Annotated in this window: 30 protein-coding genes; 11 read left to right on the forward strand and 19 right to left on the reverse strand. The window is 70.2% G+C overall.

The annotated features are described in order from the left end of the window. The first annotated feature begins 2 nt into the window (after positions 1–2). Genes feoB through BM145_RS05175 form a run of 3 tightly spaced genes read left to right on the forward strand, consistent with a single transcriptional unit; the run spans position 3 to position 3,961 of the window. On the forward strand, positions 3–1,856 hold the full coding sequence (gene feoB, locus BM145_RS05165; RefSeq protein ID WP_093332160.1) for a ferrous iron transporter B: 1,854 nt from the start codon (positions 3–5) through the stop codon (positions 1,854–1,856). Between the two features lie 12 nt (positions 1,857–1,868). Continuing rightward, positions 1,869–2,426, forward strand: coding sequence for a single-stranded DNA-binding protein (gene ssb, locus BM145_RS05170; protein WP_093332163.1), 558 nt, complete (start codon positions 1,869–1,871; stop codon positions 2,424–2,426). Positions 2,427–2,476: 50 nt separating this feature from the next. Next, positions 2,477–3,961: a sensor histidine kinase gene (locus tag BM145_RS05175; RefSeq protein WP_093332165.1), complete on the forward strand. Its 1,485-nt coding sequence runs from the start codon at positions 2,477–2,479 to the stop codon at positions 3,959–3,961. A gap of 3 nt (positions 3,962–3,964) precedes the next feature. On the opposite strand, the gene BM145_RS05180 is transcribed toward BM145_RS05175, so the two are convergent. Genes BM145_RS05180 through metX form a run of 3 tightly spaced genes read right to left on the reverse strand, consistent with a single transcriptional unit; the run spans position 3,965 to position 6,122 of the window. After that, positions 3,965–4,366 (reverse strand): response regulator, encoded by a 402-nt coding sequence (locus BM145_RS05180; RefSeq protein WP_093332167.1) that lies wholly within the window; start codon positions 4,364–4,366, stop codon positions 3,965–3,967. 59 nt (positions 4,367–4,425) lie between these two features. Further along, positions 4,426–5,016, reverse strand: a complete 591-nt coding sequence (gene metW / locus BM145_RS05185; RefSeq protein ID WP_093332170.1) for a methionine biosynthesis protein MetW — start codon at positions 5,014–5,016, stop codon at positions 4,426–4,428. Next, complete coding sequence (gene metX, locus BM145_RS05190) at positions 5,013–6,122, reverse strand: homoserine O-acetyltransferase MetX (RefSeq protein ID WP_093332173.1); 1,110 nt, start codon at positions 6,120–6,122, stop codon at positions 5,013–5,015. Before metX ends, metW begins: the two co-directional genes overlap by 4 nt. Positions 6,123–6,204: 82 nt before the next feature. On the opposite strand from metX, the gene hisC reads away from it, so the two are divergent. Continuing rightward, entirely contained in the window at positions 6,205–7,311 is a 1,107-nt protein-coding gene (gene hisC, locus BM145_RS05195) for a histidinol-phosphate transaminase (RefSeq protein ID WP_093332175.1), read from the forward strand. Then, positions 7,311–8,222, forward strand: coding sequence for a prephenate/arogenate dehydrogenase family protein (locus BM145_RS05200; RefSeq protein WP_093332177.1), 912 nt, complete (start codon positions 7,311–7,313; stop codon positions 8,220–8,222). The genes hisC and BM145_RS05200 overlap by 1 nt, the downstream gene beginning before the upstream one ends. Before the next feature lie 27 nt (positions 8,223–8,249). Here BM145_RS05200 and BM145_RS05205 read toward each other — a convergent pair whose 3' ends face one another. Further along, positions 8,250–8,855, reverse strand: coding sequence for an ankyrin repeat domain-containing protein (locus BM145_RS05205; protein ID WP_093332180.1), 606 nt, complete (start codon positions 8,853–8,855; stop codon positions 8,250–8,252). Between the two features lie 67 nt (positions 8,856–8,922). Between BM145_RS05205 and BM145_RS05210 the strand changes: the two genes are divergently transcribed. From BM145_RS05210 to BM145_RS05220, 3 genes are read left to right on the forward strand one after another with little or no spacing between them, the layout of a single operon-like run. Further along, the gene (locus BM145_RS05210; protein WP_093332182.1) at positions 8,923–9,510 is read left to right on the forward strand and encodes an SCO family protein; all 588 of its coding nucleotides are present in this window, start codon (positions 8,923–8,925) and stop codon (positions 9,508–9,510) included. Beyond that, a complete protein-coding gene (locus BM145_RS05215) occupies positions 9,507–9,941 on the forward strand; it encodes a YcgN family cysteine cluster protein (protein ID WP_425441082.1) in 435 nt (144 codons plus the stop codon). Before BM145_RS05210 ends, BM145_RS05215 begins: the two co-directional genes overlap by 4 nt. Beyond that, complete coding sequence (locus tag BM145_RS05220; RefSeq protein WP_245739081.1) at positions 9,919–10,605, forward strand: M48 family metallopeptidase; 687 nt, start codon at positions 9,919–9,921, stop codon at positions 10,603–10,605. The genes BM145_RS05215 and BM145_RS05220 overlap by 23 nt, the downstream gene beginning before the upstream one ends. On the opposite strand, the gene BM145_RS05225 is transcribed toward BM145_RS05220, so the two are convergent. From BM145_RS05225 to BM145_RS05240, 4 genes are all read right to left on the reverse strand, one after another. Further along, positions 10,581–12,605, reverse strand: a complete 2,025-nt coding sequence (locus tag BM145_RS05225) for a transglycosylase domain-containing protein (RefSeq protein ID WP_245739083.1) — start codon at positions 12,603–12,605, stop codon at positions 10,581–10,583. The two genes, BM145_RS05220 and BM145_RS05225, sit on opposite strands and share 25 nt — an antisense overlap. Positions 12,606–12,690: 85 nt before the next feature. After that, complete coding sequence (locus BM145_RS05230) at positions 12,691–13,824, reverse strand: NAD(P)/FAD-dependent oxidoreductase (protein WP_093332191.1); 1,134 nt, start codon at positions 13,822–13,824, stop codon at positions 12,691–12,693. Then, complete coding sequence (locus BM145_RS05235) at positions 13,803–14,486, reverse strand: methyltransferase domain-containing protein (protein ID WP_093332193.1); 684 nt, start codon at positions 14,484–14,486, stop codon at positions 13,803–13,805. Before BM145_RS05235 ends, BM145_RS05230 begins: the two co-directional genes overlap by 22 nt. Next, a complete protein-coding gene (locus BM145_RS05240; RefSeq protein ID WP_245739085.1) occupies positions 14,483–15,547 on the reverse strand; it encodes a type III polyketide synthase in 1,065 nt (354 codons plus the stop codon). Before BM145_RS05240 ends, BM145_RS05235 begins: the two co-directional genes overlap by 4 nt. 281 nt (positions 15,548–15,828) lie before the next feature. Here BM145_RS05240 and BM145_RS05245 point away from each other — a divergent pair, with 281 nt between their 5' ends. Beyond that, on the forward strand, positions 15,829–16,287 hold the full coding sequence (locus BM145_RS05245) for a helix-turn-helix domain-containing protein (RefSeq protein ID WP_093332197.1): 459 nt from the start codon (positions 15,829–15,831) through the stop codon (positions 16,285–16,287). Between the two features lie 6 nt (positions 16,288–16,293). Here the strand turns inward: BM145_RS05245 and BM145_RS05250 are convergent, their stop codons facing one another. The 11 genes from BM145_RS05250 to BM145_RS05300 all read right to left on the reverse strand — a co-directional run bounded on the left by BM145_RS05250 (position 16,294) and on the right by BM145_RS05300 (position 23,203). After that, complete coding sequence (locus tag BM145_RS05250) at positions 16,294–16,785, reverse strand: MmcB family DNA repair protein (protein ID WP_093332200.1); 492 nt, start codon at positions 16,783–16,785, stop codon at positions 16,294–16,296. 48 nt (positions 16,786–16,833) lie between these two features. Further along, on the reverse strand, positions 16,834–17,415 hold the full coding sequence (locus BM145_RS05255; RefSeq protein ID WP_093332202.1) for a cell wall hydrolase: 582 nt from the start codon (positions 17,413–17,415) through the stop codon (positions 16,834–16,836). A gap of 153 nt (positions 17,416–17,568) precedes the next feature. Beyond that, positions 17,569–17,895, reverse strand: coding sequence for a DUF1491 family protein (locus BM145_RS05260; protein ID WP_093332205.1), 327 nt, complete (start codon positions 17,893–17,895; stop codon positions 17,569–17,571). Then, positions 17,892–18,356 carry a PaaI family thioesterase gene (locus BM145_RS05265; RefSeq protein WP_093332208.1) on the reverse strand — a complete coding sequence of 155 codons (465 nt, stop codon included), beginning with the start codon at positions 18,354–18,356 and terminating at the stop codon, positions 17,892–17,894. The genes BM145_RS05260 and BM145_RS05265 overlap by 4 nt, the downstream gene beginning before the upstream one ends. Continuing rightward, the gene (locus tag BM145_RS05270) at positions 18,346–18,813 is read right to left on the reverse strand and encodes a PTS sugar transporter subunit IIA (protein WP_093332211.1); all 468 of its coding nucleotides are present in this window, start codon (positions 18,811–18,813) and stop codon (positions 18,346–18,348) included. The genes BM145_RS05265 and BM145_RS05270 overlap by 11 nt, the downstream gene beginning before the upstream one ends. Before the next feature lie 61 nt (positions 18,814–18,874). After that, entirely contained in the window at positions 18,875–19,480 is a 606-nt protein-coding gene (gene hpf, locus BM145_RS05275) for a ribosome hibernation-promoting factor, HPF/YfiA family (RefSeq protein ID WP_093332419.1), read from the reverse strand. 57 nt (positions 19,481–19,537) lie between these two features. Beyond that, a complete protein-coding gene (gene dnaQ, locus BM145_RS05280) occupies positions 19,538–20,233 on the reverse strand; it encodes a DNA polymerase III subunit epsilon (protein WP_093332213.1) in 696 nt (231 codons plus the stop codon). Between the two features lie 7 nt (positions 20,234–20,240). Then, positions 20,241–20,852 (reverse strand): dephospho-CoA kinase, encoded by a 612-nt coding sequence (coaE, locus tag BM145_RS05285; RefSeq protein ID WP_093332215.1) that lies wholly within the window; start codon positions 20,850–20,852, stop codon positions 20,241–20,243. 133 nt (positions 20,853–20,985) lie between these two features. Beyond that, positions 20,986–21,795 carry a shikimate dehydrogenase family protein gene (locus tag BM145_RS05290; RefSeq protein ID WP_093332218.1) on the reverse strand — a complete coding sequence of 270 codons (810 nt, stop codon included), beginning with the start codon at positions 21,793–21,795 and terminating at the stop codon, positions 20,986–20,988. An 8-nt stretch (positions 21,796–21,803) separates the two neighbouring features. Next, positions 21,804–22,397: a Maf family protein gene (locus tag BM145_RS05295; protein WP_093332221.1), complete on the reverse strand. Its 594-nt coding sequence runs from the start codon at positions 22,395–22,397 to the stop codon at positions 21,804–21,806. Further along, positions 22,394–23,203, reverse strand: a complete 810-nt coding sequence (locus BM145_RS05300; protein WP_177200088.1) for a pyruvate, water dikinase regulatory protein — start codon at positions 23,201–23,203, stop codon at positions 22,394–22,396. The genes BM145_RS05295 and BM145_RS05300 overlap by 4 nt, the downstream gene beginning before the upstream one ends. A 303-nt stretch (positions 23,204–23,506) precedes the next feature. Here BM145_RS05300 and hemE point away from each other — a divergent pair, with 303 nt between their 5' ends. Both hemE and BM145_RS05310 read left to right on the forward strand, forming a co-directional pair. Then, a complete protein-coding gene (hemE, locus tag BM145_RS05305; protein ID WP_281244347.1) occupies positions 23,507–24,547 on the forward strand; it encodes a uroporphyrinogen decarboxylase in 1,041 nt (346 codons plus the stop codon). 115 nt (positions 24,548–24,662) lie between these two features. Further along, on the forward strand, positions 24,663–25,127 hold the full coding sequence (locus tag BM145_RS05310) for a CopD family protein (protein ID WP_093332229.1): 465 nt from the start codon (positions 24,663–24,665) through the stop codon (positions 25,125–25,127). Positions 25,128–25,142: the final 15 nt, after the last annotated feature.

Raw genomic sequence — 25,142 nt, forward strand, 5'->3', positions numbered from 1 at the left:
CGATGCACGCAGCGCCCTTGGTGGCGCTCGTCGGCAATCCCAATGCCGGCAAGAGCGCGCTGTTCAACGCGCTGACCGGTGCCCGGCAGAAGGTCGGCAACTATCCCGGCGTTACGGTGGAACGTCACTCCGGCCGCCTCGCACTGGACGACGGCCGCCCCGTCGAGCTGGTCGACCTGCCCGGCACCTACAGCCTCGACCCCGCCTCCGCCGACGAGCGCGTCACCCGCGACGTCGTCACCGGCCGGGGCAAGTTCGAGCGCGCGCCCGACGCGCTGGTGGTGGTGGTCGACGCCGCCAATCTGGACAACCATCTCCGCTTCGCGCTCCAGCTGATCGCACTCGGCCGCCCCGTCGTCGTCGCGCTCAACATGGTCGATCTGGCGGAGCGCGACGGTCTGACGCTCGATCCCGCAATCCTCTCGCGCGAACTCGGCGTCCCCGTCGTCCCGACGGTGGCGGTCCGCAAGCGCGGCCTCGACGACCTCCGCGCCGCGCTCACCGATCTGGTCGGCCGCCACGCCGTCACCGCGCCGGCCGAGGTGGAAGAGGACATGGTCGTCCTCCAGCGCCGGGCCCGCACCATCGCGCAACGAGCGGTGGTGAACGAGACGCCCGGCCGCCGCTGGGGCCACGCGCTCGACGCGGTGGCGCTCCACCCGTTGTTCGGCCCGCTCCTGCTGCTCGCATTGCTGTTCGTCATGTTCCAGGCGGTCTTCGCCTGGTCGGAAGCACCGATCGGCTGGATCGAGGAAGGCTTCACCGCGCTGGAGGCGTTCGTCAGCGGCCTGCTGCCCGACGGCTTCTTCCGCTCGCTCATCACCGACGGGCTGATCGCCGGGGTCGGCGCGGTGATCGTGTTCCTGCCGCAAATCCTGATCCTGTTCCTCTTCATCCTGGTGCTGGAGGCGTCGGGCTACATGGTCCGCGCCGCCTTTCTGATGGACCGGATGATGGCGCGCGTCGGCCTGTCCGGCCGTGCCTTCATCCCGCTGCTGTCGAGCTTCGCCTGCGCCGTCCCCGGCATCATGGCGACGCGCACGATCGACGACGAGAAGGACCGGCTGACCACCATCCTGATCGCGCCGCTGATGACCTGCTCGGCGCGGCTGCCCGTCTACACCATCATCATCGGCGCCTTCATTCCCGACCGTACCGTCGGCGGCTGGGTCGGCTTGCAGGGGCTGGTGCTGTTCGGCCTTTACGTGCTCGGCATCCTCGGCGCCTTCGTCGCCGCGCTGGCGCTCCGCCGCACGGTGACCAAGGGCGCCTCGTCGGGCTTCATGATGGAGATGCCCAAATACCAGTGGCCGCAATGGCGCGACGTGACGCTCGGCCTGTGGAGCCGCGTCGAGATCTTCCTGAAGCGCGCCGGCACCACCATCGCGCTGACCACGGTGATCCTATGGGCGCTGCTCTCCTATCCCAAGCCGCCCGAGGGCAGCCCGGTCAGCCAGGTCGATTACTCGGTCGCCGGCCGCATCGCCAACGGTCTGGAGGTGATCGTCCGTCCGATCGGCTTCAACCGCGACATTACGCTCGCGCTGATCCCGGCAATGGCCGCGCGCGAGGTGGCGGTGGCGGCGATCGGCACCGTCTACGCGATCGACGATCCCGAAGCGGAGGGCGGCCAGAAGGCGATCACCGAGAATCTGCGCGACCGCTGGAGCCTGCCCACCGCACTCGCCTTCCTGATGTGGTTCGTCTTCGCGCCGCAATGCATCTCGACGATCGCGGTGACCCGCCGCGAGACCAACGGGTGGAAGTGGCCCGCCTTCATGGTTGGCTATTTGTTCGCCGCCGCGTACATCATGGCCGGCATCACATACTGGCTCGCGGTCGCGCTGGGCCTCTAGCGGAGTTCTCCCATGGCGGGCAGCGTCAACAAGGTCATTCTCGTCGGCAATCTGGGGCGCGACCCGGAGAGCCGCAGCTTTCAGAACGGCGGCAAGGTCGTCAACCTCCGCATCGCCACCTCCGAATCGTGGAAGGACAAGTCGTCCGGAGAGCGGAAGGAAAAGACCGAATGGCATTCGGTGGCGATCTTCAACGAAGGTCTGGCCAACGTCGCCGAGCGGTTCCTGCGCAAGGGATCGAAGGTCTATATCGAGGGTGCGCTGCAGACCCGCAAATGGCAGGACCAGCAGGGGCAGGACAAATATTCCACCGAGATCGTGCTCCAGGGCTTCAACAGCGTCCTGACCATGCTCGACGGGCCCGGCGGTGGCCAGGGTGGCGGCGGCGGTGGTGGCCAGCGCGGCGGCAGTGACGACTGGGCCGGCGGCGGCGGCGGCAACGATTTCGGCGGTGGCAGCGGCGGCGGTTATGGCGGCGGTCGCGGCGGATCGTCCGGCGGCGGCAACAAGGGCGGCTTCGGCCAGGGCGGCGGCTTCGCCGACGACCTCGACGACGACGTGCCGTTCTGATCGACCTCACCAACTTGGATCAACCAGTCCCCTCGGTCGTTCACCCGTCTATGCGTATCCTGTCCCGGTACGACGCCCAGCATCTCCGCGATGCCGGCGCGCTCGACGACCTGACCTCTTTTGCGGCGCGGCTGTGCGATACACCGGTGTCGCTCGTCACGCTGCTCGAAGAAGAAGACCAGCATTTCATCGGCCGCACCGGCACCGACCTGCGGGGCACGCCCGCGGGGATCGCCTTCTGCGCGCACGCGGTCGCGGCCAACAGCTATGTCGAGGTCGGCGACATGACGGCGGACCCGCGTTTCGCGGACAATCCGCTCGTCACGGGTGATCCCCACGCGCGCTTCTACGCCGGCATGCCCATGGTGGCGGACGATGGCAGCGCCATCGGCACCTTCTGCGTGATCGACATGGTGCCGCGCCCCGGCCTCACCGATCTCCAGCGCAACGGGCTGGCGGTGCTCGCCCGTGCCGCAATGGCCCGGCTCGACGATCGGCGGGTCGCGCGCGAGCAAGGCATGGCCAGCGCGCGGAACGCCCGCGCGCTGGAAGATAGCGAGCGCCGCTTCCAGACGCTCGCCGACACCATGCCGCAGATGGTCTGGTCGACGCTACCGGACGGTTTCCACGATTACTACAACGCACGCTGGTACGAGTTCACCGGCGTCCCCGCGGGCACCACCGATGGCGCGGGCTGGAACGACATGTTCCATGCGGAGGATCAGGAGCGGGCCTGGGGTGTCTGGCGCCACAGTCTGGAAACCGGCGAACCTTACCAGATCGAGTATCGCCTGCGCCATTTCGACGGCACCTATCGCTGGGTGCTCGGCCGCGCCCTACCCATCCGCGACGAGAGCGGTGCGATCACGCGCTGGTTCGGCACCTGCACCGACATCCACGCGCAGAAGCTCGCGCTGGAAGAGCGCGAGATCATCAGCCAGGAACTGAGCCACCGCATCAAGAACATCTTCGCGGTGGTCGCCGGCCTGATCCAATTCGCCGCGCGCGCCCGGCCGGAATTCGCCCCCGCCGCGACCGATCTGCGCCAGCGCATCACCGCGCTCGGCCGCGCGCACGACTTCGTCCGGCCGCACAGCGCCCAGTCGCGTCCCTCCGCGCAGCAGGACTCGCTTACCGGCCTGCTCGCCGACCTGTTCGAACCTTATCAGCAGCCCGACCGCGACCGCATCCGCGTGCAGGGCACCGACGTGCTGATCGACGACCGATCGGCCACGCCGCTGTCGCTGCTCTTTCACGAGCTTGCCACCAATGCGACGAAATACGGTGCGCTGTCGACCGAACTCGGTGAGGCGAGCGTGTCGATCGACCAGGCCGATGGACGCGTCATCCTGCGCTGGGTGGAACAGGGGGGACCCCGCGTCGTCGCACCTGCGGATGCAGCGAATGGGTTCGGCAGTCAGCTGATCGAGTTGAGTGCGGTGCGACAGCTCGGCGGCACCATCGCGCGCGACTGGGCGGAGAGCGGCGTCACCGTCACCATCGACGTGCCGTCGACCGCGTTCAGCCGCTCCTGATCGTCAGGCCGCGGCGGCCGGCCGCTCGAACGGCACGACCTCGGCATTGGCCGGCGCGTCCGTCTGCGTAGCGATCGCCGCGGCGGCCAGGATCGCCGCCTCGCTGAACGGCTTGCGCACGTAACCGAGCGCGCCGTTGCCGTCGCCGATCTGCGTGGGATTGGCGGTGACGAACACTACCTTGATACCGTGATCCGCGGCAATGCGACGCGCAATATCGGGCCCGGTCGGCCCGTCACGCAGGTTGACGTCGACGAAGGCGAAGCCACAATCGGGCGCAGCTTCCAATGCACTCGCGCGATCGGCCGCGATCGCCGCCACATGGTAGCCGGCGTCGATCAGAATGCGCTCCAGGTCGAGCGCCACGAAAATCTCGTCCTCAACGATCAGGGCCGTCTTGCTCATCGGTCCACTCACAACATGAGCGCTGACAACATCCGAAGTGGTCCTTTGTTCCACGTGGATCATCGTTTCCGCAGCAGGAACACCGCGTGCTCCGCCAGCAGGTTCGCGCCCCCTGCCCCGCGCCGACGTCCGCCGCCTAAGAACCACGCCCCTTCCACCACCAGGCCGCGCTCGCCCACGAAGGCACGGAAATCGCCGATGGTGACGTGATGGATGTTGGGCGTGTCGTACCACTGCTCCGGCAGCAATTCCGTCACCGGCATCCGCCCTCCCCACAGCAACGACAGCCGCACCCGCCAGTGGGCGAAGTTGGGGAAGGACACGAAGGCGAGACGGCCGATCCGCAGCATCTCATCCAGCACCAGATGCGGGCCTCGCGTCGTCTGCAACGTCTGGCTGAGGATCGCGTAATCGAAACTGCCGTCGGGGTATCCTCCAAGGTCGATATCCGCGTCGCCCTGCACGACCGGCAATCCCCGTGCCACCGCCGCCGCGACGTTTGCCGCGTCCAGCTCCAGCCCGCGCGCATCGACCTTCGACCGGCTGCGCAACGCGGCCATCAGCGCTCCGTCGCCACAACCGATGTCCAGCACCCGCGTGCCCGGCACCACATGCTCGGCGATCAGCGCCAGGTCGGGCCGCAGCATCATGCGCCGCCTCGCAGGAAACCGTCGACCACCCGGTTCATCGCCGGACTCTCGAGCAGGAAGGCATCGTGCCCATAGGGACTGGACAACTCGACGAAGCTCGCCGGGCAACCCGCGGCATTGAGCGCGTGGACGATGTGGCGCGACTCCACGGTCGGGTACAGCCAGTCGCTGTCGAAGCTGACCAAGCAGAACCGCGCCGCCGTCGGCCGGAACGCCGCCGCCAGCGTGCCGCCATGCTCCTCCGCCAGGTCGAAGTAATCCATCGCGCGCGTGATATAGAGGTAGGAGTTGGCGTCGAAGCGATCGACGAAGCTCAGCCCCTGGTGCCGCAGGTAACTCTCCACCTGGAAATCGGCGTCGAATCCGAACCCCTTCGCCTCGCGCCCCTGCAATTTGCGCCCGAACTTCTCGGTCAGGCCGATCTCCGACAGGTAGGTGATGTGTGCCGCCATCCGCGCCACCGCCAGCCCTGCCGCGGGTGGCTCGTCGGCGGGATAGTCGCCGCCTCGCCAGCGCGGGTCCGCCATGATCGCCTGCCGTCCGACTTCGTGAAAAGCGATGTTCTGCGCCGTGTGCCGCGCGGTGGAGGCGATCACCACCGCCGCGCGTACCCGGTCCGGGAAGGTCGCCGGCCAGGACAGCGCCTGCATCCCGCCCATCGATCCCCCCACCACCGCGGCAAGCGTGCGAATGCCGAGATGATCGACCAACAGGCCCTGCGCCCGCACCATGTCGCGGATGGTGATGACCGGGAACGCCATCGCATAGGCGCGCCCCGTCGCCGGATCGGTCGAAGCCGGCCCCGACGATCCCATGCAGCTACCGAGCACATTGGCGCAGACGACGAAGTGCCGCGCGGGGTCGATCGGCTTTCCTTCGCCCACCAGCCGCGTCCACCAGCCGGGCTTGCCGGTGCGCGGGTGCGGGCTGGCGACGTGCTGGTCGCCGGTCAGCGCGTGGCAGATCAGCACCGCGTTGCCCGCCTCGGCATCGAGCGTGCCATAAGTCTCGTAGGCGATCTCGACGACGTCCAGCGTCGCCCCGCCGTCCAGCCGGAGCGGCCCGAGACGCGCGTGTCGCGACAAGCCGAAGCGCTGATCCGTCATGGCCCGCGTCGCTAGGGCGCGGGCGCGACGGAGGCAAGCCACCGCTCTGGCAGGACGCGGGCGGTGCGGCTATGGCGCGGCCATGTCGACCTCCGCTCCCGCGCCCAAGCCCTGGGTCATGGCGATCGCGCCCTACGTGCCCGGCCGCTCCACCACCGATGACGGCCGCAAGGTCGTGAAGCTCTCGTCCAACGAAAATCCGCTCGGCACCAGCGTCAAGGCCGTGGCCGCGTTCGATGCGGCACGCGGCGACCTGGAACGCTATCCCGACGCGGGCGCCGCCGCCCTGCGCGAGGCGATCGCCGCGGCGCACGGGCTCGATCCGGCGCGGGTGATCTACGGCACCGGCTCGGACGACATCCTCCACCTCGTCGCCGGCGCCTTCGCGGGGCCCGGCGACGAGGTGATCCACGTCCGCTTCGGCTTCGCGGTGTACGAGATCGCGACGCGGCGCGTCGGCGCGGAACCGGTGATCGTGCCCGATCGCGACTACGCCACCGACGTCGACGCGATCCTGGCGGCGGTGACGGAGCGGACGACGATGGTCTACGTCGCCAATCCCAACAACCCGACCGGTACGTTCGCGGACCGGGACGAGATCGCCCGCCTCCACGCCGGCCTGCCGCCGCACGTGGTGCTGGTGCTCGACCAGGCTTATGCCGAGTATCTGGCGGACGGCGAGGACGATGGCGGCCTGGCCCTGGCGGCGAGCGCCGGCAACGTGCTGGTGACGCGCACCTTCTCCAAGATCCACGGCCTCGCCGCCGAGCGGATTGGCTGGGGCTACGCCTCGGCGCCGATCATCGACGCGATGCACCGCATCCGCGCGCCGTTCAACGTCACCATCGCAGGCCAGCAGGCGGCGATCGCGGCGATCGGCGACGCCAGCTTCGTCGCGTCGACCCGCGCCCACAATGACGAGTGGCGCGGCTGGTTCGAGCGCGAGCTGGCCTCGCTCGGCAACGCCGGGCTGCGCTGCGTTCCCTCCAAGGCCAATTTCGTGCTGGTGCTGTTCGAGGGCAGGCTGACGGCGGAGAGCGCGTACAAGGGGCTGATGGACGCGGGCTATATCGTCCGCTGGCTGCCCGGTCAGGGCCTGCCGCACGCGCTGCGCATCACCATCGGCACCGAGGAGGAGACGCGCGGCGTCGTCGCGGCGCTCAGGACGCTGGTGGACCGGGCGGGCTGATGCTGCCGTTCGCGCGCGTCGCGATCATCGGGCTGGGCCTGATCGGCTCGTCGATCGCGCGCGGCGTGCGCCAGACGATGCCGACCGTGCGACTGACCGGTCACGACGCCGATCCCGCCGTACGCGCGGCAGCGGTGACGCTCGATCTGGTCGATGACGTGGCGGATCACCCCGGCGCCGCGGTGATCGACGCCGACCTCGTCATCCTGTGCGTTCCCGTCGGCGCGATCGGCGAGGCGGCGGCCGCGCTGGCGGCGGACCTGCCCGCGGACGCGATCGTCAGCGACGTCGGCAGCTGCAAGACCGAGGTCGCCCGCGCCCTCGCCGCGGCGCTGCCCGACGCGATGATCGTACCCGCCCATCCCGTCGCCGGCACCGAGCGGAGCGGCCCGGAAGCAGGCTTCGCGACGCTGTTCCAGCGCCGCTGGTGCATCCTGACGCCGCCCGCCGACGCCGATCCGGCCGTGGTGGAGCGGGTCGCCGAGTTCTGGCGGCGGCTCGGCGCGGCGGTGGAGGTGATGACGCCCGAGCATCACGACCGGGTGCTGGCGGTGACCAGCCACCTGCCCCACCTGATCGCCTACTCGATCGTCGGCACCGCCAGCGACCTGGAGGCGGTGACGGAGAGCGAGGTCATCAAATATTCCGCCGGAGGTTTCCGCGATTTCACCCGTATCGCCGCGTCCGACCCGACGATGTGGCGCGACGTGTTCCTCCACAATCGCGAGGCGGTGCTGGAGATGCTCGGCCGCTTCTCCGAGGATCTCGCCAGCCTACAGCGCGCGATCCGCTGGGGCGACGGGGACGTGCTGTTCGACCTGTTCACCCGCACGCGCGCGGTGCGCCGGTCGATCGTCGAGCAGGGCCAGGACGACGCGCGCGAGGATTTCGGTCGCGCGCACCAGCAGTGACGGTCGCCTGAACTCGCCGGCTTGATCTCAGAACTTCGGCCCCGCCACCGCCGCCTTGGCGCGCTTGGGCGTCGCGGCGTAGAGCTTGGCGATGGCGGCGTTGCGCGGATCGTTGTCGGCATAGTCGCGCGCCGACTGGCCGGCAACGCGATCGGCCTGGTCGGGATCGGCCTTCGCGGCGAGCAGCAGGCGCACCATGTCGATGTTGCGCAGCTGCGTCGCCAGGATCAGCGGCGTCACGCCCGACTGATCGCCCACGTTGGGATTGCCCCGTGCCGCGGCGAGCACCGGGATCATCTCCGCCTGGCCCTGCCGCACGGCGAGCAGCATCGGCGTCACGCCGTCCTTGTCGCGCAGATTGGCGTCGGCACCCTTCTGGAGCAGGTAGCGCAGATAGGTCATGTCGGCGCGCTTGACGACGATGTGGAGCGCGCCCTCCCCCGTTTCCAGCGAGCGGGCGTTGACCACGCTGCTGCCGGGCTTGTCGAGCATGGCGATGACGTCGTTGCCCTTGGCGTCCTTCACCGCGGTGAGGAACTTGTAGCTGTCCGACTGCTGCTGCGCCGTCGCGGGGACGGCGACCAGGGCGAACGCCAGGGCAATCGCGGGGGCGATCAGGGGCTTGCGGATCATCGAAGGGTCCTCATCTCGTGCACTCGACTTGCGCGAGCGACGGTAAGAGATCAAGGGTGGCCCGATCATGAACATGCGCTGGATCGCCCCGGCCCTTCTCGCGCCGCTGGCGCTCGCCGCCTGTCAGCAGGCTCCCGCCGCGACGCCGCCGCTCCAGGGCGCGCGCATCGGCGGCCCCTTCTCGCTGATCGACGGACATGGCCGCGCGGTCACCGATCGCAGCTTCGCCGGGAAGTGGCGGGTCGTGTATTTCGGATACACCTTCTGCCCCGACGTGTGCCCGACCGACGTGCAGAACATCGGCGCGGGCCTGAAGCTCGTCGAGCAGGAACGGCCCGAACAGGGTGCCCAGGTGGTGCCCATCTTCGTCACCGTCGATCCGGCCCGCGACACCCCCGCCGTGGTGCGGCAGTTCACGCAGGCGTTCCACCCGCGCATGGTGGGGCTGACCGGCTCTCCGCAGGCGATCGCGGCGGCGGAGAAGGCGTACGCGGTGTACGCGCGCAAAGGTGAGACGAGCCCCGCCGGCGGCTACGTGATGGATCATAGCCGCCAGGCCTATCTGATGGACCCCGCGGGCAAGCCGGTGGCGCTGATTCCCGCCGACCAGGGCCCCCGCGCCGTCGCCGACGAGATCGAGCGGTGGGTGTCGTGAGCGCGCGCTTCTGGGAGGACACGCCGATCGAGCGGCTCGATCGGGGCCAGTGGGAAGCCTTGTGCGACGGTTGCGGCAAATGCTGCGTCCACAAGCTGGAGGACGAGGACACGGGGGAGCTGGTCGCCACCAACGTGTCGTGCCGGCTGCTCGACCGGCGCAGCGGCTTCTGCTCGGATTATCGCAACCGCCGTGCCTATGTGCCGGAGTGCGTACGGCTGACCAACGGCAACGTCCGCGGCATCGACTGGCTGCCGTCCACCTGCGCCTATCGCCTGCGCGCGGCCGGGGAGCCGCTGCCGGGGTGGCATTATCTCGTCTGTGGCGACCGGGAGGCGGTGCACGCCGCCGGCGAGTCGGTGCGCGGCTGGACGGTCAGCGAGGACGATGTCGGCGATCTCGAGGATCATGTCGTCGACCGCATCCTCTGAGATCGAGGTCGTCCGCCACGCGCGGGCGCGAGGATACCGACTGTCGATCGATCCGGCGAGCGGGCGGGCGCGACTGACGCTGCCTGCCCGCGCCGCGCTGAAGCCCGCGCTCGCCTGGGCACGCGGCAAGGCGGAATGGATCGCCGAACAGCGCGCACGATTGCCCACCCCCCGCCCCTTCGTCGACGGCGCGGTGTTGCCGGTCGCCGATCGCGACCTGCTCCTCGTCCGCGAAGAAGGTAGTCGGCGAGCGCTGATCCGCGACGGCGACCGGCTGCTGATCGCCGGCCCGGAGGACACCGTCGCCCGCCGGGTAGAGGCATGGCTGCGACGACAGGCGCTCGATCTCCTCGCCGCCGAGACGCGCGAATATGCGGAAAAGGCGGGCGTCACCGTCGCCCATGTCGCGGTCGGGGATGCCAAGGGCCGTTGGGGAAGCTGCGCCTCGTCCGGCACGATCCGCTACAGCTGGCGGCTGCTGCTGGCGCCCGGCCATGTCCGCCGCGCCACGGTGGCGCACGAAGTGGCGCACCGCGTGCACATGAACCATGGCCCAGCCTTCCACGCGCTGGTAGCTCGGTTGTTCGAGGGCGATCCCGCCGCCGCGCGCGCGTGGTTGCGCGCCAACGGTGCCGCGCTTCACTGGTTCGGCAAGGGTTCCTGATCGCGCTCGGGCGGCGCGTTGCGCGGCTCGCGGATGTCACGCGGCGTCTGCTCGGGCACCGGCGCGCGGCCGGTCACCCGGTCGATCAATTCGTCGAGCTGCTGCGGCGCCGCGGCGGCGGGATCGTCGCTCCGCGTCGGGTCGCGCTGGGGTGCATCGAGCGGAACGCCGTTCTCGTCCACCATCGCGCCCTGGTCGGGGGCGCTGTAATAGCTCTCCTCGTCCGGCTCGATCTGCCATTCGGGCAATGTCACCTGCGTCTCGAACTGCTCGATCGGGCGCGCGGCGGTGGCGCTGCGCATGAAGGCGGCGAAGGCGCGCGCGGGCGCGGTGCCGCCGTGCAGCCCGCTGATCGGGCGCGCATCGTCGCGGCCCATCCACACGCCCGTCGTCAACCCGGACGAGAAGCCCAGGAACCAGCCGTCCTTCTGCGAACTGGTCGTCCCCGTCTTGCCCGCCACCGGCCGCCCGATCTGCGCCTGGCGCCCGGTGCCGGTGTTGACCGCGGTCTGCAGCAGGTCCGTCATCTCGGCCGCGACATAGGGTGCGACGAGCACGTGGCTGCGATCGACCTCGTGCTGGTAGATCGTCTGCCCGTTGGCGGTGACCCGCGTGATCCCGTAAGGCGTCACCGCCACCCCCTTCGCTGCGACGCTGGCAAAGGCGCGCGTCATGTCGAGCAGCCGCACCTCGGAGGTGCCCAGCACCATCGAGGGGTGCGTGTTGACCGGCGTGGTGATGCCGAAACGCCGCGCCATGTCGGCGATGGTGGCAAACCCCACCTCCTGCCCCAGCTTCGCCGCCACCGTGTTGAGCGAGTAGGCAAAGGCGGTGCGGAGCGACACCGGCCCGGAATTGCGTCGCGAATCGTTGCGCGGGCTCCACCCGTCGATCGTCACCGGCTCGTCGACGACGGTGTCCTCCGGCTTGTGCCCCGCCTCCAGCGCCGCGAGGTAGACGAACAGCTTGAACGCCGATCCCGGCTGGCGCACCGCCTGCGTGGCGCGATTGTAGATGGACGACACGTAATCCTTGCCGCCGACCATCGCGCGCACCGCGCCGTCGCGATCGAGGCTGACCAGCGCCCCCTGCACGCCCGGCGGCGCGTTGGCGCGGATCGCGAGGTCGGCGGCGCGCTGCATCGCCGGATCGATCGTCGTCCACACCTCCAGCGGCGCCTCCGTCTCGTCGATCAGCGTGTCGAGCAGCGGCAAGGCCCAGTCGGTAAAGTAGCGGGCGCTGTTCTGCCGCGCCGGCGAGGCGAGCTTCAGGCTCTCCGGATCGGCCCGCGCCGCCTCGGCCTGGCTGATATAGCCGTTCCTGACCATCTGGCGGATGACGACGCCCGCGCGACCCCGCGCCGCCTCCGCATCGGCGGTCGGCGAGTAGTTGGACGGTGCCTTGACCAGCCCCGCGATCACCGCCGCCTCGGCCAGGCTCAACCGCTCGGCCCCGTGCCCGAAGAACTTCCGCGATGCCGCGTCGATGCCGTACGCGCCGCCGCCGTAATAGACCTTGTTGAGGTAGAGTTCGAGAATCTGGGCCTTGGTGAATTTCCGCTCCAGCGCCAGCGCCAGGATCCACTCGCGGAACTTGCGCCCGAACTTCTTCTGGTTGTTGAGGAAGACGTTGCGCGCCAGCTGCTGCGTGATGGTGGAGCCGCCCTGTACCCAGCGACCGCGCGCGAACCGCACCTCGACCGAGCGGGCGATGCCGATCGGATCGATGCCGGGGTGCGAGCGGAAGCGGCGATCCTCCACCGCGACCGTGGCCTCGCGCATCACGCGCGGGATGTCGGCATAGGGCAGCCACTCGCCGTAACTCGGCCCCAGCGAGACGAGCAGCGACCCGTCGGCGGCGTGGACGCGGATCATCTGCCCGTTGGGCGACGATTTCAGCTCCTCGAAGCTCGGCAATTGCGACCGCGCGACGTAGACCGCGACCAGCAGTGCGCCGAACAGCAGCACCGCCAGCCCGACCAGGACCTTGAGCGCCAGCATCGCGCGGCGGCGCCACGGCGACCTCGCGGGGGCGGAGCGGGACGATCGGGTTGCGGGACGCTGACGGGCCATGGACGCCCTCGAATTACGCGTTAACCGCTCCCGCGACAAGCGACGGACGGGTTCCGTCCTCCGCATCCCGCGGCAACCGGGTGGCATGGGCGACGGCGCGGATCGTCGCGGCCGGCAGCAGCCCGACGAGCAGCGGCGCCAGGCGGCTCTCGGCCAGGTCGCGGGCGAGCCCGGCGGCCATGATCGGGCGGCGGATCGCGCGCGCGAACCGCGGCTGCCACCCGGCGGCCGCGGCGGGACCGCCCCGCGCATGCGCCGCGGCGGCGGACAGGCCGCTCGCCAGCGCGATCCCCATCCCCTCGCCCGCCAGCGACGGAATGACGCCGGCCTGATCGCCCAGCCGGAACAGGCCGGCGTCGCCGCGCCGCGCCTGCCAGCCATAAGGCACGTTGGCGATCGCATCGATCCGGGCGAGCGACGTCATGAAGGCCAGCCGCTCGCCCAGCATCGGTGCCTCGCGGCCGAGCGCGCCCAGCAACGCGCCCGGGTTGCCCGTCTCGGTCAACCGCGAGCGATGCACGGCGAGGCACAGATTGGCGCTGCCGTCCTCCTGTACCACCAGTCCGGCATAGCCGCCGCGGAACAGGTGAAGCTCGATCGCGTCGCCGATCATGGCGGCGAGGCGCGGATGCGGATCGAGGCGCACCCGCAGGCCCAGCGTCGGGTCCGCCCCCCTCGCCCCGGCCGGCCGCGCGACGCCGCGCAGGTCGTGCTTGCCCGTAGCGAGGAACAGCGCGTCGGCCGAGACGCGGGTATCGTCGGCGAGGCGGACGCTGCCCGCCTCCACCGCCCGTACGACGACTCCGCGCTCGACCCCGGCCAGCGCCGTCGCGCGCGCCAGCAGCAGCGCGTCGAGCCGCCGCCGCGACACCGCCAGCGCCGCGAAGGGCAACGCCGCCTCTACCCGGCGCGAGCCCGCGAACAGCCGCGCGCGGGTGATCCGGGCAGGGTTGAGCAGATCGGCGTCGATCCCGATCCGCCCCAGCGTCGCCAGCGTCCGCCAGCTGAGGAATCCGCCGCACAGCGCATCCTCGTCGTCGCGGCTCCGCTCCAGCAGCACCGCGCGCGTGCCGCCCTGCGCCAGCGCGATCGCGGCGGCCGATCCGGCCGGGCCGCCACCGACGATCAGCGCAGCCGTTCGACGCACAGCCGGAACGGAAAGGCGCGGAACACGCGGGCGCCGTCGACTCCGGCCTCGCCGAGCAGCGGCGGCCACTCCGCGGGGCGAAAGGCGCGCGCGATCGACAGGGTGCCGTCATGGCGGACGATCGGGTGCCAGCGCGCGATCGTCGCCAGCAGTGGAAAGCCGCGATGCGCGACTTGGTGTCGATGCAGGTCGTTGACCAGCCAGCAGCGCGCGTGCGCGTCCATGAAGCGCAGAAAGGCGACCAGTTCCCCCTCCGTCATGTGGTGCGCGACCAGGCTGCTGACGATCGCGTCCCAGCCGCCGCCCATCTCCGCGTAATCGCCGGTGACCCAGCGGATACGCGATCCCGCCGGCGTCCGCGCCCGCGCCGCGCGCTCGCTGCGCGGGTTGAGGTCGACGCCGACCAGATCGACGGCGAGACCCCGCCGGTCGGCCCAGCGCTCGATCGCTCTCAGCGCGTCGCCGTCGCCGAACCCGACGTCGAGCAGCCGCAGCCGATCCTTGTTCCGGCTCGCGCGGGCGAGAAAGGCGAGCGTCGGGCGGATCGCCAGGGTCACGACGTTGACGCGCGCCAGATCGCGGACCACGTCGGCGTAGACGCGCGCGTCGAGATCGTCGGCGTCCATCAGCTCGGGTCCGTCGGCGCGCGTCGCCAGCGTCATCGCGCGCTCCGGAAGCCGAGGCCCTCGGCCGCCAGGCCCGGCCCGAAGGCGAGCGCCACGCCGTGCTCGATCGGCGGTCCCGCGAGCAGCCGCTCCAGCGTGAACATCAGCGTCGCCGACGACATGTTGCCGCTCCCGTGAAGCACGTCGCGCGCGGCGGCGAGCGCGTCGGGCGGCAGGTCGAGCGCCTGCTCCACCGCGTCGAGGATCGACCGGCCACCGGCATGTACCGCCCATCCGTCGATCCCCGCCGCCCCCCGCCCGGCCGTCGTCACCGCCACGAAATCGGGATCGGCCAGCGCGGTGGCGATCCGGCGCGGCACCTCGCCCGACAGCTCCATGGCGAAGCCCTGATCGGTGATCGTCCAGCGGATCAGGTCGGCGCTGTCGGGCAACGTCGCGGCGAACGGCGCCTCCAGCGCGAAGCCGCCGGGTTCCGCGGCGACCAGCGCCGCGGCGGCGCCGTCGCCGAACTGCAGCATGGCGAGCAGCGGCTCCACCTCGTCGGTGTCGCGCAGGTGCAGCGTCGACAATTCGCAGCACACCACCAGCACGCGCGCGCCGGGCTCCGACCGGACGAGGTGACGGGCGGTGCGCAGCGCCGCCACCGCGGCGTAGCAGCCCATGAACCCGATCAGCAGCCGCTCCACCGATCCCGGCAGCCCCAATCGCCGCGCGATGATCTGGTCGAGGCCGGGCGCGACGAAGCCGGTGCAGCTCGCCACCACCAGATGCGTGACCGCGCCGATCGGCCGCTGACGCTCCAGCGCGGCGATCGCCGCCAGCGCGAGGTCGGGGGCGGCGCGCGCGTAGATTTCCATGCGTGCGGCGGTGCCCGGCAGCCGCTCGTCCGCGTAGAAGCCGCCGGGCGCGGTCGGACCGCCACCGTCGGGACCGGTCGGCAGTACCGACCAGCGATGCTCGATCCCCGCCCGCGCCGCCATGCGCGCGAACAGCGCCCGGCGATCGGCGCGGACACGATGCGTCGCCCAGTCGATAAAGGCCGCGTGCACGTCGTGCCCGGGCGTCGCCGAGCCGACGGCGAGAAGATGGGCTGCCACGTCGCTTTCCTTAATCCCCAGAGGGTTGCCGCTCAACCCGCGAGCGCGCCCAACGCTCCCCGTCGACCATGCAGGGACGATCGGTGGACGATACATCGCCGACGATCCGCACCGAAATGGTGAGGATCGATGCATACCGGTGCTAAATAACAGTACATCGTCAATTAATGATATCTTTTCTCTTGCTTTCGCGACGCAGGAACGCTTGTCGGGAAACCATTGGGATTCCGAGAGTTCGGTTATCACCGATGGTTCAAGGAAGTACCGGGGGACGCGTCGAGATGGCCGACGAGACGGTAGTTACGTTGATCAAGGACCTCACCGCCAAATTATCGGCGGTGGCGGAGGAGTTCACCACGCGCGCGGAGCAGATCGGTTATCCCGAAACGGCCGTTTCTTCCACACGCGACCAATCGGCTCGTCTCGCGATGGTCCGCACGCTGCTTGACCAGCGTCGGCAACGTCGGGATTTCCTGCCGGAAGAATTGTTTCACGAGCCGGCCTGGGACATGCTGTTGGCGCTGTACCTCGCCTGGCACGAAGGGCGAACGATGAACGTCAAGACGCTGGTGAGCAACTCGGAGGCCCCGGTCACCACGTCGCAGCGCTGGATCGACCATCTCGCCAAACTGGCCCTGGTGACGCGCGTCGTCGATCCGGCCGATCGGCGCCGGATCGAGGTGACGCTGAGCGAGTCCGGGTTGCAGGCGATCGACGCCTATCTGACCGCGCTCGACTGAGCCGGATCAGCAGGCCGCGGCATCGGGATCGATCGTCGTCGTCAGCCGCCGGGCGGCGCGACGGGCAAAGGCAAGGGTGCAGCGCCGGCGAACATGGGCGGCCAGCGGCACCGTCGCGGCCTCGCGCATGATCGCCGCATCGTAGCGGTCGGCGACGATCACGCCGGTCCGCTCGGGCAGGAAGGCGGGGCCGTCCAGCGGCGCCGGATCGAACCCGGCGGGCACCGCCCAGAAATACCGGTCGCAATGCGCCAGGTAATCGGGCCATTTGCCGTCGCCGAGCAGGTCGGTGCGCGACACCTTGATCTCGACCACGACGATCCGGCCCTTGGCGTCGAGCGCCATCAGGTCCGCCCGGCGACCGCCTTCCAGCGGCACCTCCGCCAGCGCGACAAGGTCGTGGCGCAGCAGCATGCGGGTGACGCCGCGTGCCACGTCGGCGGCGCACAGCGCGGGATCACCGCCGTCGCGGCAGGAAGGAGGAGCAGTGTCGAGCACCGCTTCTTCTAGAACAGTACAGGAACGGGGCCAAGCCCCGGCCGACGGTCAGCGATAGAAAACGTGGTGACCGATCATCGCCACGCGGCGCAGGCGCGGTGCGGGCGCCCGCTCGGGCGTGTTGAAATAGAGCGCCGTCTCGGCCGCGCCGTCCCACGCGTCGGCGAGCGCCACGCGGGCGACCGCCACCGCGGTACGATAGGCCGCGCGCTCCTCGTCGATCGACGGGATGCGACCGCCCCGGACGAAGCCGAACTGCCCGCGCTGGGTGACGACGCCGCACACGTCGGCGGGGAAACGGCCCGACTTGGCACGGTTGATGATGACCTGTGCCACGGCGAGCTGGCCGGGAAGCGGCTCGCCCTTCGATTCGAAATAGACGGCGCTCGCCAGGCAGCGGGTCGCCTCGTCGGCGACCTCTCGATCCTGCGCGGCGACGGCGGCGTCGAGGCTCGCGAACTCCACCGCCTCGTCCTGCGCGTCATCGATGGTAGCGGGAACCTTTGCCGGGCTCGTCGATTTGATCGTCGAGACGGCGGAAGCGGCGTCGGCCGCGTAAGCGGATGTATCGAGACTGGCCAGCGCGAGCGTGGCGACTGCGACCGACGTGATCCGCTTGAAAAAGAGCATTCATCCGACAACCGATGCGGTGAGATGACGGGTAGATCTCGCCGCGAAAGCCGATCGTCCGCCGGTCCCCCCGACTGCGTCGCCGCCCGGATCATGTCCGAAACGGCCCAACGCTACTGCGATGACGCCGCCTCTTCCAACCTCCTCGTCGCGTCAATCCGCCGCGATCGTTTCGGCGACGAGCCGTTCCGCGCCCGCGACCTGTAGCTCGATTACCCATAGATCGGGATCGCGCGCGCGCCGCCGCCGCCAGTAGCCGGAGAGGTCCTCGGCCGGAGTCGAGTCGATCAGCGCCACTCGCCCGGTCGCGCCCAGACCGCGCTCGACCAGCCGTTCGGCACCGCCGGGTTCGGCCACGATCGCCAGGATCGCCCCGCCCTGCTCGTCGCCGCGGGCCAGCACCACGCCGAAGCCGCCCGCATCGTTGGTCCGCCGCAGCATCGCCGAGACGAGCACGCCCGACGGCAACCGCCCGCTCACGCCGCTCGCCCGACATAGCCGGGCAGACCGGCGAGCGGGATGCGCGACCGCATGAAGGTGCCGGTGCCGCGCGCGACCTCCTCGCCCTCCACATCGATCAGCCGCGCCTCGCCGATCAGCACCCGGCGCCGACCGCTGATCCAGCGTCCCTCCGCCACCACCGGACCGGGGCCGAGCGGCTTGGTGAAGATCAGGTTGAACGCGGTCGTCAGCAGGAAACGATCGCTGACAAGGCTGTTGCACGCGTAAAAGGCGGCATCGTCGAGCATCTTGAAATAGCTGGTGCCGTGCGCCGCCCCTGCCGCGTGGAAGTGACGCTCGTCGAGGACGAAGCGGATGGTCGCGGCGCCCGGCGCGACGATGGTGAGCGATGATTCGAAGAAGCGATTGATCGGCGCCTCGGCGTAGAGCGCCTCCAGCGCACGGAAATGCGCGTGCTCGCCACGATCCTCAGGCGGCATCGCGCGTCTCGCTGGCGGTCAGCAGCGCGTAGAGCGCGTCGGGCGAGCCCGCGCCGCGCAGCTTGGTGAGGAACGGTCGGTCGCGCAGTCGCCGCGACACGCGGGCGAGCGCCTTCAGATGGTCGGCGCCGCCGGGGATGGGCGAGAAGAGCGCGAAGACCAGGTCGACCGGCACGCCGTCCACCGCGTCGAAGTCGATCGGATGGGCGAGGCGCACGAACAGCCCGACGGGCATCGTCAGCGTCGGCAGCCGCGCATGGGGTAGCGCGACACCGCCGCCGAATCCGGTCGAGCCCAGCCGCTCCCGTTCGGCCAGCGCGTCGGTGATCGCGCGCGCGTCGACCCCGATCAGCGGTGCGGCGAGAAGCCCCAGCTGCTGCAGCAATGCCTTGCGCGATACCGCCGCCACGCCCGTGGCCACCGCCTCCGGACGCAGCAGGTCGCTGAGATCGACCATGGTGAATACTCGAGAACTACCCGTGCGCCCCACTAACGGCGCGCACGGGGGTGGCAAGCGATCAGCTCGCGGCGGGCATCTGCTGGCCGCGCTGCGGCTCGACCCAGCCGATGGTGCCGTCGCCGCGGCGATAGACCATGTTGTAGGCGCCGGTGCCCGAGTTGCGGAACAGCAGCGCGGCGGTGTTGCGGAGGTCCAGCATCATCACCGCGTCGCCCACCGAGGCGTCCGGCACGTCGACGCGCGTCTCCGCGACGATCAGCGGCGCATCGGCCTCCTGCTCCTCGTCGTGCGTCGACTCGGCGAACAGCGTGTAGCCGGCATTGTCGTAGGCGCCCGCCTCCGCGATCTCGATCGTCTCGGCGGCGTGACGGTCCTTCAGGCGACGCATGTAGCGGCGCAGCTGCTTCTCGATCTTCTCGGCCGCGCCGTCGAAGGCGGGGTGCGCCTCCTGCGCCTGATGGCTGCCCTTCAGCACCAGACCCTTCATCACGTGCGCGACGATGTCGCAGCGGAATCCCACGTCGTGCGGGCCCTTGCCGAAGGTCACCTCGGCGGAGATCGCGCGGCTGAAATATTTGTCGGCGATACCCTGGAGCCGGTCCTGAACATGGGTCTTGAGCGCGTCGCCCACGTCGACCTGGTGACCTGAAATCCGGATATCCATCATGTTCTCCATCAAAGGGGCGGTCCTGTTGGCTCCGCCCGGCCGTCGTGCCGAGGCCTAGTGGCCGTCGGCGGAACCCCAGAGCGCGTCGGGGATCCCCTTCATGAACGCCGCGTGGGCGGCAAGTTCTCCCTCGGTCGCCGCGAAAACACGGGGGACGCGCGCTTTACGCGGCGCCGCGGCGACGACCGGCCCCGTATCCGCGACGATCGATCCGGACAGCAGCCCCAGCCCGATCTGCCGCCCGCCCATCAATTCCACATAGACCTGCGCCAGCAGCTGCGCGTCGAGCAGCGCGCCGTGCAGCACCCGGTGCGAGCGGTCGATGCCGTACCGGCTGCACAGCGCGTCCAGCGTATGCTTGGCGCCGGGATGCCGTCCGCGCGCCATCTGCAACGTGTCCACCATCCGCGTCTTGTGGCAGATCGGGGGAAAGCCGCAGGCGCCCAGCTCGCCGTTGAGGAAGCCGAAGTCGAACCCCGCATTGTGCGCGATCAGCGGCGCGTCGCCGAGAAAGTCGAGCAGCTCGGCGACGCCGCTGGCGAACAGCGGCTTGTCGGACAGGAAGGCGGTCGACAGGCCGTGCACCGCGAACGCCTCGGCCGGCATGTCGCGCTGCGGACAGTAATAGGCGTGAAAGGTGCGCCCGGTCTCGACCCGGTTGACCAGCTCGACGCAGCCGATCTCGACCAGCCGGTCGCCCTCGCTGAACTTGAAGCCGGTGGTCTCGGTATCGAACACGATCTCGCGCATCGCGCGATTATCGGCGCTCCGACGGGTCCGTGCAAGCGAGCCGGCGGGCATGGGCGATCACCTCGTCGACCGCGGCGCGCGTCTCGGCGAGGCTGCCGCCGGTCGGCACGACGCGGTCGGCGCGGGCGCGCTTCTCCGCGTCGGGGATCTGGCGCGCGAGGATCGCCGCGAACCTGGCCTCGCTCATCCCTGGTCGCGCCAGGACGCGGGCGCGCTGCACCTCGGCCGGTGCGGAGACGACGACGACCAGGTCGACGCGGCCCTCCCCGCCCGTCTCGAACAGCAAGGGGATGTCGAACAGGACGAGCGGCGCGGCGGCGTGTTCGGCGAGAAAGGCGGCGCGCTCCGCCGCCACTGCGGGGTGGACGATCGCCTCCAGCCGCTTCATCGCCGCATCGTCGCCGAGCACCGCCGCGCCGAGGCCCGCGCGATCGACGCCGCCGGGGCCGGTACTGCCGGGGAACGCCGCCTCGATCGCGGGAAGCAGGCGGCCCCCTGCCCCCTGCAACCGGTGGACGGCGGCATCGGCGTCGAACACCGGCACGCCGCGTTCGGCGAACATGGCGGCGACGGTCGACTTGCCCATCCCGATCGATCCGGTGAGCCCCACCGTCAGCATTTCCGAACCACCTCCCCGGCGAAGGCCGGGGCCCAGTCGGGAAACGATCGTGACCAGCCGCAGCACTCTTCAGGAGGAGCCTTCCCACCTGGGCCCCGGCCTTCGCCGGGGTGCTGACAGGTGACGGGCGGCATCACGCCGTCAACAGGTCACGCAGCTCGTCGTCCCGGTCGCGCGGCGGCTCCTGCCCGAACAGGATGGCGAAGGCGACCGCGGCCTGGCCGACGAGCATCTCCAGCCCGTCCACCGTATCCAGGCCGCGCGCGCGCGCGGCGGCGAGCACCGGCGTCTCCAGCGGCGCGTAGACGATGTCGTAGACCAGCGCCTCCGCCGGCAGCGGCGACAGGTCCAGGTCGAGCGGCGGCTGCCCCGTCATCCCCAGGCTGGTGGCGTTGACAAGCAGCGCGGCGGGCGGCGTGCCGGCGGCGAGCGGCAGCGCCTCCCCCTTCAGCCCGAACGAGGCGAGCAGCGCCGCCCCTTTCAGCGGGTTGCGGTTGAGCAGCGTCACCCGGCCGACGCCGACCCGCGCCAGCGCCCACAGGATCGCCCGCGCCGCCCCCCCTGCCCCGATCACCGTCACCGGCCGTCCGGCGAGATCGAGGTCGGCGATCGGCGCCCAGAAACCGGCCGCGTCGGTGTTGGTGCCCGCCAGGCTGCCGTCCTCGGCCCGGAACACCGTGTTGATCGCGCCGATCGACGCGCGCACCCCGCCCGGATCGGCGAGGTGGTCGAGGCAAGCGACCTTGTGCGGCACCGTGACGTTGCAGCCGCGCCACGCCGGATCGGCGGCCCGCTCGGCGAAGAACGCACCCAGCTCGTCCGGCGCGACACGGGTGGCGCGGTAATCACCGTCCAGGCCCAGCGCCTCCAGCCAGAAACGGTGGATCAGCGGCGATTTGCTATGGGCGATCGGATCGCCGATCACCTCGGCATAAGCGGTCATACCCCTCCTCAACTCGGCATCAGCCCACGCTCGCGCAGATAGCCGAGCACCGGCAGGAGCGGCATGCCGAGCACGGTGAAATGATCGCCATCAACCCGGCTGAACAGCTGCACCCCCGGTCCCTCGACGCGGAAACAGCCGACGCAGCCGGCGATCGCGGGCCATTCCGCGTCCAGATAGCGGTCGATAAAGGCGGGCGACAGCGGCCGGACGTGGAGCCTCGCGCGCTCGACATGGCGCCAGACGGCGTGGCCGTTCTCGGCGATCACCGCCGCGCTCCACAGCTCGTGCGTGCCGCCGCTCATCGCCCGCAGATGCGCCGCCGCCTCGTCGCGGCTCTCCGGCTTGTCGAGCCGGGTGCCGTCGGCGAGCGCGACCAGCGAGTCGGAGCCGAGCACCAGCGCCCCCGGCACCATGCGCGCGATCTTGAGCGCCTTCAGCTCGGCCAGCGCATCGGCCAGGTCGCGGGGGCCCAGATCGGCGAGCGACGCCTTGGCCGCGTCCTCGTCCACTTGGGCGGCGACCGCCTCGAACGGCACGCCCGCGTCGGTCAGCATCGCCCGGCGCGAGGCGCTCTGCGAGGCGAGGATCAGCTGGGTCATTCGGGTCTCCGCTCGCGCACCAGTGAGACGATCGCCGCCGCCGTCTCCTCGATCGATCGCCGCGTCACGTCGATCACCGGCCAGCCATGGTCGGCGAACATGCGGCGCGCAAAGGCGATCTCGCGCAGCACCGCCTCTTCCTGCACGTAATCGGTATCGGCGCGCTGGCCCATCGACAGCAGGCGGTTGCGGCGCACCTGGATCAGCCGATCGGCGCTGGTGGTCAGGCCGACGACCAGCGGCCGGCGCAGCGCGTACAGGATCGGCGGCGGCGGGCTCTCCACCACCACAGGGATATTGGCGGTCTTGTAGCCGCGATTGGCGAGGTAGATGCTGGTCGGCGTCTTGGACGACCGGCTCACCCCGGCCAGCACGATGTCCGCCTCCTCCCATTCCTCGTGCGCCAGGCCGTCGTCGTGCGCGATGGTCCACTGGATCGCGTCGACCCGCGCGAAATAGGCGGCGTCGAGCGCGTGCTGGCGGCCGGGCCGCGCCTTGGCGGGCTGCCCCAGCATCGCCGACAGCGCGTCGTTGACCGGGTCGAGCGGCGCCACCGCCGGCAGGCCGAGCGCGGCGCAGCGCGCCTCCAGGATGCGGCGAGTGGCGGGGTTGACCAGCGTGAACACGACCAGACCGGGGTTCTGCGCGATCTCCGCCAGAATGCGTTCCAGATGCGCCTCGGTCCGCACCATCGGCCAGAAATGCCGCACCGTCTCGACATCGTCATATTGGGCGAGCGCCGCCTTGGCGATGTTCTCCAGCGTCTCGCCGGTCGAATCCGACAGCAGGTGGAGGTGCAGCCGCATCAATCCGGCTTCCGGTACGAAACTGTGGACAACATGGGGGCAAGCGGTAGCGCAACCGGCCAAACCGGCCAAGCGGACGACCGCCGGTGGACAAGCGACCGTCGATCCACACCGCCATCCACAGGGAACAAGCTTATCCACAGCCTGTGGAAAGCGGGAACGGCACCGTCGAATCATTGGAAGACCGCGGGTCCGCGCCGGTCAAGCTGTTGGCATTTCGGGGACGGATCGGTAATCCCCGCGCTCCACGCGCCTACCCCTTCAACATCCATTCTTGAATCTTCTTTAATAGGAAGAAGGACGCTGACCCAGTCTTCCCCGCCGTCATCCAAGCCCCTGCTCGCCGCCCTGCGGGGCGAGCGGCAGGCGATCCCGCCGATGTGGCTGATGCGTCAGGCCGGGCGCTACCTGCCCGAATATCGCGCGCTCCGGGCGGAGAAGGGCGGCTTCCTCGCGCTCGCCACCGATCCGCCAGCCGCGGCGGAGGTGACGATGCAGCCGATCAGGCGCTTCGGCTTCGACGGTGCGATCCTCTTCTCCGACATCCTGATGGTGCCTTGGGCGCTGGGGCAGGACCTGTCGTTCGGCGCGGGCGAGGGGCCGCGGCTCCAGCCGCCGCTGGTGGATCACGCGCTGGGTGAGCTGGAGGCGGCTCATGAGCGGCTGGAGCCGGTCTACGCGACCGTTCGCACGGTCGCGGGGCAGTTGCCGTCAGCGACGACCTTTCTGGGTTTCGCGGGCTCTCCCTGGACGGTGGCGACCTATATGGTGGCCGGACAGGGGTCCAAGGATCATGCCGAGACCCGCGCCTTCGCTTATCGCGATCCGGCCGCGTTCGACCGGATCGTCGCGGCGATCGTCGACCTGACCGTCACCTACCTGTCGGGTCAGATCGACAGCGGCGTGGAGGCGGTACAGCTGTTCGACAGCTGGGCGGGCAGCCTGTCGCCCGCGCAGTTCGAACGATGGGTGATCGCGCCCAATGCGGAGATCGTCCGCCGCTTGCGGGTGCGGTATCCCTCCGTGCCGATCATCGGCTTTCCCAAGGGTGCTGGCGCCAAGCTGGTCGACTATGCCGCCGGGGTGAAGCCGGATGCGATCGGGCTGGACGAGACGCTCGACCCGGCCTGGGCCGACGCGGCGCTGCCGATCGGGATGCCGGTCCAGGGCAATCTCGATCCCCTGGCGCTCCTGACCGGCGGTGCGGCGCTCGACGCCGGCATCGACCGCGTCCTCGCCGCCTTTCGCGAACGCCCGCACGTCTTCAACCTCGGCCACGGCATCGGCCAGCATACGCCGATCGCCCATGTCGAGCAGCTGATCCGCCGGGTGAGGGGAGCGTGACCATCCACCACATCCGTCATGCCGGGCTCGTCCCGGCATCCAGGACCAAGCAGGACCAGCGCTCGTGGCTCTGGATGCTGCCGGAACGAGCCCGGCATGACGGAGGAGCGGGGCGATGATCGGCTGGCTCGGCGCTGCGTACGACTGGGTGAAGGCGGCGCACCTGATTTTCGTGATCTTCTGGATGGCGGGGCTGTTCATGCTGCCGCGTTACCTGGTCTATCATCAGGAGGCGCTCGCCGCGGGCAGCGACGCGGAGGCGCGCACCTGGATCGATCGCGAGGGTAAGCTGCGGCGCATCATCCTGACGCCGGCGATGATCGCGGTGTGGGCGCTGGGGCTGGCGCTGGCGGTCAATATCGGGCTGCTGGACGGGGCAGGGGGGCTCGGCTGGCTCCACCTCAAGCTGCTGATCGTGTTCCTGCTGTCGGGCTATCACGGCTGGATGGTCGGCTACGCCAGGAAGCTGGCCGCCGGGCGGCCGACGTTGTCGGGCAAGCGGCTGCGGCTGTTGAACGAGGTGCCCGCCTTCGCGACGATCGCGATCGTCATCCTCGTCATCGTCAAGCCCGGCGCTTGACGGCGCGTCGCGAGG

The organism is Sphingomonas rubra (genome assembly GCF_900115745.1).
Lineage (GTDB): Bacteria > Pseudomonadota > Alphaproteobacteria > Sphingomonadales > Sphingomonadaceae > Sphingomonas > Sphingomonas rubra.

Bases quoted from the DNA above. Each gene is read 5' to 3' on its own strand.
- BM145_RS05175 (WP_093332165.1), top strand. From the start codon at position 2,477: ATGCGTATCCTGTCCCGGTACGACGCCCAGCATCTCCGCGATGCCGGC.
- BM145_RS05270 (WP_093332211.1), bottom strand. From the start codon at position 18,813: ATGGTCGATCTCAGCGACCTGCTGCGTCCGGAGGCGGTGGCCACGGGC.
- BM145_RS05310 (WP_093332229.1), top strand. From the start codon at position 24,663: ATGATCGGCTGGCTCGGCGCTGCGTACGACTGGGTGAAGGCGGCGCAC.
- ssb (WP_093332163.1), top strand. From the start codon at position 1,869: ATGGCGGGCAGCGTCAACAAGGTCATTCTCGTCGGCAATCTGGGGCGC.
- BM145_RS05265 (WP_093332208.1), bottom strand. From the start codon at position 18,356: ATGCCGCCTGAGGATCGTGGCGAGCACGCGCATTTCCGTGCGCTGGAG.
- hisC (WP_093332175.1), top strand. From the start codon at position 6,205: ATGTCGACCTCCGCTCCCGCGCCCAAGCCCTGGGTCATGGCGATCGCG.
- BM145_RS05180 (WP_093332167.1), bottom strand. From the start codon at position 4,366: ATGAGCAAGACGGCCCTGATCGTTGAGGACGAGATTTTCGTGGCGCTC.
- feoB (WP_093332160.1), top strand. From the start codon at position 3: ATGCACGCAGCGCCCTTGGTGGCGCTCGTCGGCAATCCCAATGCCGGC.
- metX (WP_093332173.1), bottom strand. From the start codon at position 6,122: ATGACGGATCAGCGCTTCGGCTTGTCGCGACACGCGCGTCTCGGGCCG.
- BM145_RS05205 (WP_093332180.1), bottom strand. From the start codon at position 8,855: ATGATCCGCAAGCCCCTGATCGCCCCCGCGATTGCCCTGGCGTTCGCC.
- coaE (WP_093332215.1), bottom strand. From the start codon at position 20,852: ATGCTGACGGTGGGGCTCACCGGATCGATCGGGATGGGCAAGTCGACC.
- BM145_RS05245 (WP_093332197.1), top strand. From the start codon at position 15,829: ATGGCCGACGAGACGGTAGTTACGTTGATCAAGGACCTCACCGCCAAA.
- BM145_RS05200 (WP_093332177.1), top strand. From the start codon at position 7,311: ATGCTGCCGTTCGCGCGCGTCGCGATCATCGGGCTGGGCCTGATCGGC.
- hpf (WP_093332419.1), bottom strand. From the start codon at position 19,480: ATGGATATCCGGATTTCAGGTCACCAGGTCGACGTGGGCGACGCGCTC.
- BM145_RS05210 (WP_093332182.1), top strand. From the start codon at position 8,923: ATGAACATGCGCTGGATCGCCCCGGCCCTTCTCGCGCCGCTGGCGCTC.
- BM145_RS05295 (WP_093332221.1), bottom strand. From the start codon at position 22,397: ATGACCCAGCTGATCCTCGCCTCGCAGAGCGCCTCGCGCCGGGCGATG.
- BM145_RS05290 (WP_093332218.1), bottom strand. From the start codon at position 21,795: ATGACCGCTTATGCCGAGGTGATCGGCGATCCGATCGCCCATAGCAAA.
- BM145_RS05235 (WP_093332193.1), bottom strand. From the start codon at position 14,486: ATGACGCTGGCGACGCGCGCCGACGGACCCGAGCTGATGGACGCCGAC.
- BM145_RS05220 (WP_245739081.1), top strand. From the start codon at position 9,919: ATGTCGTCGACCGCATCCTCTGAGATCGAGGTCGTCCGCCACGCGCGG.
- BM145_RS05300 (WP_177200088.1), bottom strand. From the start codon at position 23,203: ATGCGGCTGCACCTCCACCTGCTGTCGGATTCGACCGGCGAGACGCTG.
- BM145_RS05225 (WP_245739083.1), bottom strand. From the start codon at position 12,605: ATGCTGGCGCTCAAGGTCCTGGTCGGGCTGGCGGTGCTGCTGTTCGGC.
- dnaQ (WP_093332213.1), bottom strand. From the start codon at position 20,233: ATGCGCGAGATCGTGTTCGATACCGAGACCACCGGCTTCAAGTTCAGC.
- BM145_RS05255 (WP_093332202.1), bottom strand. From the start codon at position 17,415: ATGCTCTTTTTCAAGCGGATCACGTCGGTCGCAGTCGCCACGCTCGCG.
- metW (WP_093332170.1), bottom strand. From the start codon at position 5,016: ATGATGCTGCGGCCCGACCTGGCGCTGATCGCCGAGCATGTGGTGCCG.